This window comes from Clostridium estertheticum, from assembly GCF_018861295.1.
Classification (GTDB): domain Bacteria; phylum Bacillota; class Clostridia; order Clostridiales; family Clostridiaceae; genus Clostridium_AD; species Clostridium_AD estertheticum_D.
The window spans coordinates 1-13,323 of sequence record NZ_JAHLDM010000003.1 but is presented as its reverse complement, the minus strand read 5'-3'; the positions used below and the strand labels follow the sequence as shown (position 1 = coordinate 13,323).

General features: G+C 32.7%; 11 protein-coding genes. All 11 read left to right on the top strand.

Features of this window, described 5'->3' with window-relative positions; genetic code table 11:
- Positions 1–13 precede the first annotated feature (13 nt).
- The 11 genes from KPL54_RS04180 to KPL54_RS04130 all read left to right on the top strand — a co-directional run bounded on the left by KPL54_RS04180 (position 14) and on the right by KPL54_RS04130 (position 13,202).
- Positions 14–1,006, top strand: a complete 993-nt coding sequence (locus tag KPL54_RS04180) for a cob(I)yrinic acid a,c-diamide adenosyltransferase (RefSeq protein ID WP_216105058.1) — start codon at positions 14–16, stop codon at positions 1,004–1,006.
- On the top strand, positions 990–2,405 hold the full coding sequence (locus KPL54_RS04175; protein WP_216105056.1) for an aldehyde dehydrogenase family protein: 1,416 nt from the start codon (positions 990–992) through the stop codon (positions 2,403–2,405). The genes KPL54_RS04180 and KPL54_RS04175 overlap by 17 nt, the downstream gene beginning before the upstream one ends.
- A 12-nt stretch (positions 2,406–2,417) precedes the next feature.
- On the top strand, positions 2,418–3,761 hold the full coding sequence (locus KPL54_RS04170) for a 4Fe-4S dicluster domain-containing protein (protein ID WP_216105054.1): 1,344 nt from the start codon (positions 2,418–2,420) through the stop codon (positions 3,759–3,761).
- On the top strand, positions 3,758–4,306 hold the full coding sequence (locus KPL54_RS04165) for a BMC domain-containing protein (RefSeq protein WP_216105052.1): 549 nt from the start codon (positions 3,758–3,760) through the stop codon (positions 4,304–4,306). The genes KPL54_RS04170 and KPL54_RS04165 overlap by 4 nt, the downstream gene beginning before the upstream one ends.
- Positions 4,307–4,408: 102 nt before the next feature.
- Entirely contained in the window at positions 4,409–5,500 is a 1,092-nt protein-coding gene (locus KPL54_RS04160) for a glycerol dehydrogenase (protein WP_216105050.1), read from the top strand.
- Between the two features lie 556 nt (positions 5,501–6,056).
- Positions 6,057–7,241, top strand: a complete 1,185-nt coding sequence (gene nirJ1, locus KPL54_RS04155; protein ID WP_216105048.1) for a putative heme d1 biosynthesis radical SAM protein NirJ1 — start codon at positions 6,057–6,059, stop codon at positions 7,239–7,241.
- A 58-nt stretch (positions 7,242–7,299) separates the two neighbouring features.
- Positions 7,300–8,304: a putative heme d1 biosynthesis radical SAM protein NirJ2 gene (gene nirJ2, locus KPL54_RS04150; RefSeq protein WP_216105046.1), complete on the top strand. Its 1,005-nt coding sequence runs from the start codon at positions 7,300–7,302 to the stop codon at positions 8,302–8,304.
- Positions 8,304–8,756, top strand: coding sequence for a siroheme decarboxylase subunit alpha (gene ahbA / locus KPL54_RS04145; RefSeq protein WP_216105045.1), 453 nt, complete (start codon positions 8,304–8,306; stop codon positions 8,754–8,756). Before nirJ2 ends, ahbA begins: the two co-directional genes overlap by 1 nt.
- A gap of 6 nt (positions 8,757–8,762) precedes the next feature.
- A complete protein-coding gene (gene ahbB / locus KPL54_RS04140) occupies positions 8,763–9,236 on the top strand; it encodes a siroheme decarboxylase subunit beta (RefSeq protein WP_216105043.1) in 474 nt (157 codons plus the stop codon).
- Between the two features lie 186 nt (positions 9,237–9,422).
- A complete protein-coding gene (locus tag KPL54_RS04135) occupies positions 9,423–11,135 on the top strand; it encodes a methyl-accepting chemotaxis protein (RefSeq protein WP_216105041.1) in 1,713 nt (570 codons plus the stop codon).
- Between the two features lie 354 nt (positions 11,136–11,489).
- Complete coding sequence (locus tag KPL54_RS04130) at positions 11,490–13,202, top strand: methyl-accepting chemotaxis protein (protein ID WP_216105039.1); 1,713 nt, start codon at positions 11,490–11,492, stop codon at positions 13,200–13,202.
- Positions 13,203–13,323: the final 121 nt, after the last annotated feature.

Genomic DNA, 13,323 nt, shown 5'->3' with positions numbered 1-13,323 from the left:
AGGAGATGAATTTATGAAAATATATACAAAGACAGGGGATAAAGGTCAAACAAGTTTGCTTGGAGGAAGCAGAACTTCAAAATCTGATTTAAGGGTATGGTCATATGGAACATGCGATAGTGCGAATTCGACCTTAGGTTTTGCAAGAAGCTTTATAAAAGATGAAGAGATAAAAGAAATAATATTCAAAATTCAAAAAACACTTTTTGAAGCGGGTGCGGAACTTGCATCACTTGGTACTGATAAATTCAAGGAAAGAATAGTTAAAGAAGATATAGATTATTTAGAAACAGTAATAGATAAGTTAGACATGATTATCCCAAAGCTTAATAGTTTTATAGTTCCTGGTGGAACAATTGAATCGGGAGCGCTTGATGTAGCAAGAACTAAGGTACGCGAAGCGGAGCGATATATAGTAGAGTTATGCGTGAGTTATGATGTAAGTGCCAATTTATCAAAGTATTTTAATAGATTATCAGATGTTATATACACCATAGCAAGATATGAGGATTATAAGAATGTATTAATAAAGGTTCAGGCAAATGTAGCAGAGGTACTTCGCCAAAAAATCTATAGAGAAGGTAGTGAGAAAATGAATAGTGAGCTTAGTGAAAAGATAATAAAAAGTTGTATAAAAAAAGCAGTACAAATAGAAGTTCCAATGGTGATTTGGGTCATGGATGAACATGGAAATCCTGTAATGTTTGAGAGAATGGATGGGTCACTTCTTGCAAGTATTGAAATTGCAAAAGGAAAGGCTTATAGTGCAGTAGCATTTAAGTTACCTACACATGAACTTAATGAACTAGCAAAAAACGGAGAACTTTATGGTATTAATAACCTAGAAAATGTTATTACATTTGGAGGAGGATATCCGTTAAAGATAAATAACCTTATAGTTGGAGCAGTTGGTGTAAGTGGTGGAACAGTTGCACAAGATATGGAAGTTGCGACCTATGCGGTTAAAAAGTTTGAGGAGATGATAAGTTATGGAGATAAAAAATGATGAAATATCAGCAATGGTTGAAAAAGTGCTTCAGGAAATGAACAGGAGAGATCTTAACGTCTCTGAGAGTGATGGCGTTTTTGATGATATGGACGAAGCAATTGAAGCGGCAGCGATTGCGCAAAAAGAGCTTATATGTATGAGCATTTCACAGAGAGAAGAGCTTATATCTGCAATGAGAAAAGCTATACTTGATAATGCTACAAAAATTGCAGATATTTGCGTTGAAGATACTGGAATGGGAAGAAAAGATCATAAGTATCTAAAACTTAAGCTTGTAGCTAATAAAACTCCTGGAACAGAAGTACTTAAAACAATAGCAATATCAGGTGATAAAGGATTAACACTTATAGAAATGGGACCATTTGGAGTAATTGGTGGAATAACGCCTTCAACTAATCCATCTGCGACAGTTATGTGTAACAGTATTGGAATGATTGCATCAGGTAATGCAGCTGTATTTTCTCCACATCCAGGAGCAATAGAAAGTTGTCTTATTTCAGTAAGAGTTCTTAACAAAGCAATAACAGATGCTGGTGGTCCTAGAAACTTAATTACAACGCTAAGGAAACCATCACTTGAAAGTACAGATCTTATGATAAATAATCCTAAGATAAGACTTGTAGTTGCAACTGGTGGACCTTTTATTGTTAAAAAGGTGTTATCATCAGGCAAAAAAGCAATTGGAGCAGGGGCAGGAAATCCACCAGTAGTTGTTGATGAAACCGCAGATATAGAGAAAGCTGCAAGGGATATAATCGCAGGTTGTTGTTTTGATAACAATCTTCCATGTATAGCAGAAAAGGAAGCAATTGTTGTAGAGTGTGTATATGAAAAATTAATTGCAGAGATGCTTAAAAATGGAAACGTATATGAATTAGATGAGGCGCAAAAACAAAAGGTTCTAGATGTAGTAATGAATAAAACCGAAAAAAACGGAGAAATAAAATATGGAGTTAACAAAAACTTCGTTGGTAAAGATGCAGCAGTTATTCTACAAGCAGCAGGAATTCAGGCTCCTAAAGGTGTTGAATGTTTAATTTGTAGAGCTGAGAATTGTCATCCATTTGTACAAGAAGAGTTAATGATGCCAATACTTGCAATTGTTAAAGTTAAAGATGTTGATGAGGCAATAAAAACAGCTGTATTAGACGAACATGGAAATAGACATACTGCTATGATGCATTCAAAAAATATTGATAATTTAACCAAGATGTCAAGACTTATAGATACTACAATATTTGTTAAAAATGCACCTTCATATGCTGGAATAGGATTTGGAGGAGAAGGGTGGACAACATTTACAATAGCTGGGCCAACAGGTGAAGGTATTACAAATGCTACATCATTTACTAGGCAGAGAAGATGTACAATGGTTGATTCTTTTAGAATCATATAAGGAGGGTTTAATATGGAATTATTAGACCAAATATATAAAGCCGGAGTTGTAGGAGCAGGGGGAGCTGGCTTCCCAACTCATATTAAACTAAAATGTAGTGTTGAATATCTTTTAGTTAATGCAGCAGAATGTGAGCCACTTATTCAAACTGATAAGTATATTATGCGTCATAATGCAGAGGAAATAATAAAGGCACTAAGTCTTATGGCGCAACTCGTAGGAGCAGATAAAGTTATAATTGCAATTAAAGGTAAATACGAAAGGGAGATAGACACTTTTCAAAAGGCAATAAAAAAGCTCGACTCAAAAGTTGAACTTTTTTATCTTAAAAGTGTTTATCCTGCAGGAGATGAACAAGTTATCGTATATGAGGTTACTGGCAGAGTAATTCCACCTGGAGGTATACCACTAAATGTTGGAGCAGTGGTGTCAAACGTTGCAACAGTATTAAACATATATGATGCAACGATAGGCAAAAGTGTTACTGACAAAATAATTACTGTAACTGGTGAAGTAAATAATCCAAGTTTATTATCAGTTCCAATTGGAACTCCGGTTTCAAAATGTATTGACGCTGCAGGTGGCTTAAATATTAAGGATTATTGTGTAATTATGGGCGGTCCTATGATGGGAAGAATTCTAAGTTCTGATGAAGTAGAAAAAAGAAGTATAACTAAAACTGATGGTGCAATATTAGTACTTCCTGCAGATCATTATATTAAGGCAAGGAAATCAATATCTGTGCAGCATATAATTAATCAAACAAAATCAGCATGTATTCAGTGCTCATATTGTACACAAATGTGCCCAAGATATTTACTGGGTCATCCACTAAGACCTCACAAAATTATGAGAGCAATTTCAATGTCACTCGATCACTCTGAGGAAATTTTTAAAGAGGCCTTAATATGCTCTGAATGTGGTATATGTGAAATGTACGCTTGTCCAATGGGAATATCTCCAAGGCAAGTAAATATAATGATAAAAAATGAGTTAAGACAAAAAGGAGTTAAGTTTAATACAACTTTAAAAATAATACCTATTGAAGAAAGAGACGGCAGACAGGTCCCAGTATCAAGGCTTGTACAAAGACTTAACTTAGGTAAATATAAAGGGATCAAATTTGAAGATAACGCAATTGAGGTAAAGGTTAACACTGTGCATATACCACTTAAGCAACATATAGGTAAATCAGCTACTTCAATTGTATCTGTAGGTGATCAGGTTATTCGTGGACAATTAATTGGCGAAGTTAAGAGGGAGGATATGGGAGCTAATATTCATGCAAGTATTAGTGGAAAAGTTATAAATGTATCTGAGTGTATAGTTATTGAAAGTAGCGAGGTGATATCATGATTAGATCAATAGCATTAATAGAGCTTAACAGTATAGCAAGAGGAATTGCAGTAGCAGATGTTATGCTAAAGTCTGCAGAGGTAAGACTCTTATTTTCAAAGCCTACTTGTCCAGGAAAATTTATAATACTAGTTACTGGAGAAGTTGGGGCAGTAAAAGCGGCTCAAGCGTCAGGCGTTGATTATGGTGGTCAGTATGTTGTTGATAATGTTTTAATTGCTAATGTGCATCCTGATGTTGTTGGCGCTATTAATTGTAATGCAACAATAGATAAGGTAAATGCACTTGGAATATTAGAATTTTTTTCAATAGCAGCATCTATTGTGGCGGCTGATGCTGCTGCAAAAGCAGCACAAGTTAAGTTAATTGAAATAAGACTTGGAATGGGAATTGGTGGAAAATCATATTTAACTTTGACAGGTGACGTAAGTTCAGTTAGAGCCGCTGTTGAAGTAGGTGCAAATGCAGTTGCACAAACAGGAATGCTTCTAAATAAAGAAATTATTGCATCTCCTAGAAAAGAAGTATTTAATAATTTGTTATAGTAAAATAATATTCTAAAATGAGTTATACTGAGCAGAGAAGTTGACGGATTGTTAATTTCTCTGTTAATTTAAATTAATGTTAAAATGAAGGGGGTAATTATTATGTCTAAAATTATTATGTCACCAGGAAGATATATTCAAGGAAGTGGAGAACTTAAAAAAATAAAGGACCATATTGAAGCCTTTGGAAAATCATTTTTAATAATTGGGACAGACAGAGCAATTAAGCAGACTACAAGCACAATTGAAACAAGCTTCAAAGAAAGTGGATGCAAGTTATCCTATGAAACTTTTAATAGAGAATGTTGCGTTGAAGAAATTGAAAGATTAATGAAAGTAGTAAAAGCTTCAAGCTGTGACGTAATTGTTGGCGTAGGTGGAGGAAAAGCTTTTGATACTGCAAAAGCTGTTGCATATTATTGCAAACTTCCAGTAATTATAGTCCCTACAATAGCCGCAACAGATGCACCATGTAGTGCATTATCAGTTATTTATACTAAAGAAGGGGTTTTCTCAAATTACTTATTACTCCCTAAAAATCCTGAAGTCGTATTAGTTGATACTGATATAGTTGCAGAGGCTCCAGTAAGACTTTTAGTAGCTGGAATGGGAGATGCACTTGCTACATATTTTGAAGCAAGAGCTTGCTCCGAAGGAAATAGAGGAAATATGTCAGGTGAAAAAGCAACACTTGCAGCTATGGCACTAGCGAAACTTTGTTATGATACATTATTATCAGATGGAGTACAAGCAATGGTCGCTTGTGAAGGTAATGTGTGTACTAAAGCAGTTGAAAACATAATTGAAGCGAACACTTATCTAAGTGGAATTGGCTTCGAAAGTGGTGGACTTGCAGCAGCGCATGCTATTCATGATGGATTTACAGTACTTGAAAAAACTCATAAGTTATATCATGGTGAAAAAGTCGCATTTGGTGCAATAACAGAATTAGTACTTGAAAATAGACCTCTAGCAGAAATTGAAGAAGCGATATTGTTTTGCAAGAGTGTAGGACTTCCATATACATTTTCAGATTTAGGAGTAGCAGATGCAACGACCAAGGAACTAATGAGTGTAGCTGTTGCATCTTGTGGTCCGGGAGAAACAATGTCAAATGAACCATTCGAAGTTAATCCCAGGGATGTTTATGCCGCATTAGTGGCTACAGATGCACTTGGGAAAATGTATAAATAAGAAATATAAATTGTAATAAATCAAGTAGCAATATAATATGATTTTTCGTTTAAGATAAGAGCCTCGTACTAAATTTAGTATGAGGCTCTTATCATATTAAATATTATTTACTACCTGTTAAAGTATATGCAGTATATTCAAACTACATATTAGATAAGAACTCAAAGACTTCACCTAAATCAGGCAATTGAGCATTAGGGTACATAACCCATGAGTCCCAAAGTCGGAAGGGAGTATTAAATCCTAGTATAATACATATGATCAATAAAGGATCAACATCTGTATTCATGTTGTTAATTTATTCATCATATGGTATATTATTTTATATAGACATTTTCATCCATCAGTTAATTACATTGTTTTGCAGTAATGTAATAGCTGATGATGGTCAAATGCCTATTTTTTGTTATGATTTCAATCTATTAAAATATACTATATGAATACAATTAATTATAAAATACATAAATAAAATATACTCAAAGCTAAATATAAAAATCAAATGCAGATGGCTTTAAGGGTCTATTTAAACCAAGATGATAAGTAGAGGAGATAAAATATGATTGGAGTATCAAAATTACTATGTGGGACTGAAAATTTTGGAGACAAATTAAGGTATGTAAGCGGAGCTAGCACGCAAACAAATGGGGTTAGTAATGGTCGTGGGCCTGTTGTTGTGTGGAATTGCACAAAAACTTGTAATTTAAAATGCATGCATTGTTATGCTAATTCCGATAGTAAAAAATACAAAGGTGAATTAAACACTAAAGAGGCTATATCTCTTATTGATGATTTTCATAATGCTAAAGTACCAGTAATATTATTTTCTGGGGGAGAACCCTTACTCCGAGGAGACTTATTTGAGTTAATAAAGCATGCAGGAGAGCATAATATAAGAAGTACTATTTCTACTAATGGTACGCTTATTGACAAAGATGTTGCAAAAAGAATTAAACAAAGTGAAGTCGGATATGTAGGAATTAGTTTGGATGGTATTGGTGATAGGCATGATGAATTTAGGCGTACTAAAGGATGTTTTGATAAAGCTTTAAATGGAATAGAAAATTGCAAAGAAGTGGATCAAAAAGTTGGGGTACGGTTTACTATTAATAGTCACAACTACGATCAAATAGAGGATATATTTCATCTAATTAAAGAAGAAAAAATTAATCGTGTTTGCTTTTATCATTTGGTTTATTCAGGAAGAGGAAGTGAGATGATTAAAGAGGACATATCTCACGCACAGTCAAGAGCTGCAATGGAGTTGATTATGAAAAAAACCGTAGAGCTCGGAGATAAAGTAGAAATACTTACTGTAGATAATCATGCGGATACAGTTTATCTTTATTTGCAAGCATTAAAAAAATACCCTCATTTAGCTGATAATATATTAAAATTGATGGAGATGAATGGTGGAAATAGGTCTGGTATTGCTATTTCGAATGTTGATTACCTAGGAAATATACATGCAGATCAGTTTACACCACAATATACTTTTGGGAACGTTAAAGAAAGAGCGTTTAAAGAAATTTGGGAGGATACAACAAGTCCAATTATGAAGGGATTAAAGGATAGAAAAAATTTACTTAAGGGTAGATGTAGTAAATGTAAATGGTTAAGTGTATGTAATGGTAATTTTAGGACAAGGGCTGAATCAGTGACTGGAGATTTTTGGGCATCAGATCCAGCATGTTATTTGAGTAATAAAGAAATTGGTGTGGAAGATGAAATTGGATTAGTTTAAAAAGAGTTAGAAAAGATGGTTAACAGCTTTGAAAAAAGATGGGTAGGGGGCATAAAATATGATCATGTCATGGAACACAACTAATAAATGCAATATGTATTGTAAACATTGTTATAGAGAGGCAGGAATTCAAGCTGAGCATGAATTAAATACCGCCGAGGGTAAATCATTAATAGAGGAAGTGGCGAAGGCAGGATTTAAAATAATGGTATTTTCAGGTGGAGAGCCTTTAGTAAGGCCTGACATTTATGATTTAATAAAGCACGCAGTGAAAGTTGGATTAAGGCCGGTTCTTGGGAGTAATGGAACGCTTATAACTAAAAGAGCTGCTATGGAGTTAAAAGATGCAGGGGTTATGGGTATAGGAATTAGTTTAGACAGTCTTAATCCTAAAAAACATGATGAATTTCGAAGTTACATAGGTGGATGGAGAGAAGCTGTAATTGGCATGAAAAATTGTAGAGAGGCCGGACTTAATTTCCAAATACATACAACGGTAATGAATTGGAATAAGGATGAAATACTTGATATAACCGATTTTGCGATTGGAATGGGCGCTGTAGCTCATCATACTTTTTTCTTAGTACCAACAGGGAGAGGCGCAGATATTGAAGAAGAATCATTAAATTCAGAGCAATATGAGTCGTTATTAAAGGATATAATGTTAAAACAAAAGGATGTAAACATAGAGCTAAAACCTACCTGTGCACCTGAGTTTATGAGAATTGCTAAGGAAATGGGAATGAACCCCAGGTTTAGTCGTGGGTGCTTAGCAGGAACTAGTTACTGTATTATTAGTCCTAGTGGAGATGTGCAGCCTTGTGCATATCTAAATATTCCAATTGGAAATGTACGAGAGACACCTTTTAGTGAAATTTGGAGAGATAATCATATATTTAAAGAATTAAGAACTATGAATTACAAAGGTAAGTGTGGGAGTTGCAACTATAAAAAAGACTGCGGTGGATGTCGCGCTCGCGTTGCATATTATAATGATGGAGATTACATGGCAGGTGAAGACTGGTGTTCATATTCTAATGATGATATAGGAAATATAAATTAATGGATAAAACAAATAAAAATTTACTTAATTTGATTCAGTCTAATTTTCCAATAGAATCAAGACCCTTCTTAAAAATTGCAAATGAGTTAGATATTTCAGAAAATCAGGTTATTGATATGATTAAGGAACTTAAAAATGATGGATATATTAAACGAATAGGTGGAATTTTTGATTCAAGAAAATTAGGATATTCTAGTACTCTATGTGCAATAAAGGTTCCCTTTGATAGGATTACTGAAGTAGCAGAGATTATAAACAGTTACAATGGAGTTACTCATAATTATATTAGAAATCATTCATACAATATGTGGTTTACAGTGATTGCTCCTTCAATAGTTGAGGTTAAAGAGTTCTTAAATGACATTAAGATTAAAACAGATATTGATGAGATAATTGAGCTCTCTGTAGTGAATTTGTTTAAAATTAATGTTGTTTTCAATATTAAGGAGTGATTATATATGTTAAGCTGTTTAGATATAAAAATTATTCGTAAAATTCAAGAAGACCTGCCATTGGTACCAGAACCTTATAAAGAAATAGCTAAGGGAATTGGAATTACAGAAAATGAATTAATGGATAAAATTAAGGGATATTGCAAAAATGGTATTATTCGAAGATTTGGCACTATCTTAAATCATAGAAATGTTGGATTTAAGGCAAATGCAATGGTTGTGTGGATAGTTCCGAAAGAGCGAATTAAAGATGTTAGTAAAATCATGATATTATTTTCCCAGGTTAGTCATTGCTATCAGAGGTCTACATTTCCGGGGTGGCCGTATAATGTTTTTACAATGGTTCATGGAGAAACGAAGCGGGAATGCGAAAAAGTAGTTATGGCAATTGCAGAGGCGGTTAATATTAACGAATATGATTTGTTATATAGCAGTAAAGAACTTAAAAAGGTAAGTATGAAATATTTTATAGAAAAATAATTTTAAATAGTATAAAAAAATCGTTGTTACACATATGTAATAACGATTTTTTAATATTATTTATGGGAGAACATCAAATTTAATTATATTAAGGAGAATATCTGTAAATTATCAAAATTATTATTAAAGTTGTGTATGTAATGAACGATATATCATTGTAATATATTATTTAAGGAGTGTAGATTAATGAAATTTTTTAATAATTTAAAAATGATTCAGAAATTAGTATCAGCATTTTTACTTGTAGCAGTCTTCCTAGGGTTAGTTGGATTTATTGGAATATATAATATGAAGAATATTAATACAAATGTTAAGGATATTTACAATGATGATTTGATAGGTGTTAAAGACTTAATTAGTATCAAAGCCAATTTATTATCGGTAAAAAGCGATACATTGTTAATTCTTGATCAAAAAAATAAAAATGATATACAAACACACAAAGATGATGTAACTAATATGAAAAATGCTACTATCATTCTTATCACTGAGTACAAAGAAACGATAAATACAGATCTAGAAAAAACCCAATTTGCTGAATTTGAAAAATTAATGACACAATATCGTATTGCAAGAGATGAATTAATTGAAAAGGCAGCTTTAGGAGATTATAAAAAAGCATATGAACTCTTACCTGCTGCTGATAAAATAAGAGACGATATGTTAATGAGTTTAGATAAAGAATTGAAATTAAATGTTGACACGGCAAAAGTTGATTATGATAAAAGTCAGTCATCATATAAAAGCGCATCAGTTGAAATTAATATAGTGATTGCCATAGGGTTATTGGTTGCTATAGCACTCGGGTTAATGATTGGAATTGCAATATCAAGACGGTTAAAGAAAGTATTAGTAGTTGCACAGGCTCTTGGAGAAAATGATTTATCAAAAACTGTTGATATTGAGAGTAATGATGAAATTGGTGTTTTATCAAAAGCTTTAAACAAATCTGTAGTTAACTTAAAGATCTTGGTTTCTGAAATATCAGAAAGTGCTACTGATATTAGCGCTACTAGCGAAGAACTATCTGCTACAACAGAGGAAATATCAGCAAAAATGGATCTTGTTAATGAATCCGTAAGACAAGTATCTATAGGTGCAGAACAGTTAAGTGCCACAACAGAGGAAGTAAATGCTACCACAGAAAGTATTGCAGAGAACGTGGCAGGTGTAACTTTAAGAGCAAACAACGGAACTAAGATTGCAAGTGATATAGAAGTGAAAGCAGAGAAGGTTAGAGAAAGTGCTGAAATTAGTTCTAATAATGCGAATAAGTTATATGATGAGAAACAGGAAAGTATATTAAAAGCAATTGAAGATGGAAAGGTTGTTAGTGAAGTTAAAATAATGGCTGATGAAATAGAAAATATTGCAAGCCAAACAAACCTTCTTGCACTTAATGCAGCGATCGAAGCAGCAAGAGCAGGGGAACAAGGTAAAGGATTTGCAGTAGTTGCTGATGAAGTAAGAAAATTAGCTGAAGATTCATCAGATGCAGTTCAAAGAATTCAAGAGGTAACTTCAAGAGTTGAGGAGGCTTTCAGGAACCTTTCTAGTAATGCTCAGGAAGTGTTAGGTTTTATTGATAATCAAGTTAAACCTGATTATCAATTATTTGTAGATACAGGTAAACAATATGGCGAAGATGCTGTAGTGTTTAATAAGATATCTTCCAATATTGGAACTTCAATGGACACAGTAAATGAAACTGTGTCAGAAATTAAAAAGGCAATTGAAAATGTATCGACTACAGCGGAGCAGTCAGTATTAAGCTCAGATGAAATAGCTGCAAGTGTTAATGAATCGGTTATGGCTATTAGTGAGATAACAAAAGCATCTCAAGGGCAGGCAGTACTAGCCGAAAAATTAAATGGGATGGTTCAAAAATTCAAGTTATAAATAAATATTAGAAGAATATGATATCAGTAAATTTTACCATATAGAGCAGACAAATAAAGTCTAAGCTATATGGTATTTTTTTATTATTTATATATATATAAATTGTAATATTTTATATAAAAATGGGGTTTTGTCAATATTATTTGAAGATTTTTAACATATTATTAAATTTTGTTAAAGTTGAACGAAAATAGACCGATTATATTAATGACTTAGAAAAATATTTAATGATATTTGACAATTAAATGTAAAACTATAGGAAAATATGAAATATTACAGATAGTTGTTTGGGAAATTTTAAAAATTAATTAGTGTAGCATGTGCTGCACTAGATATAATTAGGAGTGATTGTTAATGAAATGGTTTAATAATTTAAAAATGATTCAAAAACTAGTGTCAGCATTTGTTTTAGTTGCATTGTTTATAGGTATTGTTGGGTTTATTGGAATGGCTAATATCAAAAATATTAATAAAAATCTTGGAAATATTTATAATATAGATTTAATAGGGGTAAATGATATTTCTAATATAAAAGCAAATTTATTGGAAATTAGAGGAGATTTGTTGTTACTTGCTGCTCCAACAAATAAAAGTGATTTGCAAAAAAACAAAGACAATATTGCAACTCTTGTAACCAATAATAATAAACTTATTGTAGAATACAAGACTACCATTACATCTGATTTAGATAGACAACAATTTACGGAATTTGAAAAACTACTTGTGGATTATAATGCAGGCATTGAGGACGTAATTAAACAAATTAATGGGGGCGACTATAAAAAAGCGGATGAACTTGTTCCAGTACTTTCTAAGATTAGAATAAACATGTTCGAAGTTCTACAAAAAGAGTCAAAACTAGCTATGAGTATGGCGAAAATCGATTATGATAATAGTCAAGTAACATATAATAGCTCATATGGTATTATTGCAATAATAACTGTATTAGGCTTATTTGTCGCAATTGCATTGGGGTTAATAATTGCTATTTCAATATCGAGGAGGATAAAGAAGGTTGTTATTGTAGCTGAAGCACTTTGCGAAAATGATTTATCAAAAAATGTTGATATTGACAATAAGGATGAAATTGGTGTTTTATCAAAAGCTTTAAACAAAGCGATATTGAATTTAAAAACATTAATTTCTGAAATATCAGAAAGTGCTACTGATATTAGCGCTACTAGCGAAGAACTATCTGCTACAACAGAAGAAATATCAGCAAAAATGGATCTTGTTAATGAATCCGTAAGACAAGTATCTATAGGTGCAGAACAGTTAAGTGCCACAACAGAGGAAGTAAATGCTACCACAGAAAGTATTGCAGAGAACGTGGTAGGTGTAACTTTAAGAGCAAACAACGGAACTAAGATTGCAAGCGATATAGAAGTAAAAGCAGAGAAAGTTAGAGAAAGTGCTGAAATTAGTGCTAATAATGCGAATAAGTTATATGATGAGAAACAGGAAAGTATATTAAAAGCAATTGAAGATGGAAAAGTTGTTAGTGAAGTTAAAATAATGGCTGATGAAATAGAAAATATTGCAAGTCAGACAAACCTTCTTGCACTAAATGCTGCGATTGAGGCAGCAAGAGCAGGGGAACAAGGTAAAGGATTTGCAGTAGTTGCTGATGAAGTAAGAAAATTAGCTGAAGATTCATCAGATGCAGTTCAAAGAATTCAAGAGGTAACTTCAAGAGTTGAGGAGGCTTTCAGGAACCTTTCTAGTAATGCTCAGGAAGTGTTAGGTTTTATTGATAATCAAGTTAAACCTGATTATCAATTATTTGTAGATACAGGTAAACAATATGGTGAAGATGCTGTAGTGTTTAATAAGATATCTTCAAATATTGGAACTTCAATGGATACAGTAAATGAAACTGTGTCAGAAATTAAAAAGGCAATTGAAAATGTATCGACTACAGCTGAGGAATCGGTAGCTAGTACAGAAGAGATACTAGCAAGTGTTAATGAATCGGTTATGGCCATTGCTGAAATAACAAAAGCTTCTCAAGATCAGGCAATACTAGCTGAGAAATTAAATAGTATGGTTCAAAAATTTAAATTGTAAATAGAATATTAAAAAGCGATAAGATTTTATTAATCTGTACCCTTTGTCAAGGACAATTAGAAAAAAACTATGCTAAATTACTAAGATGGTTTCTGTATTGAACAGGAGTCATCTTTTTCAA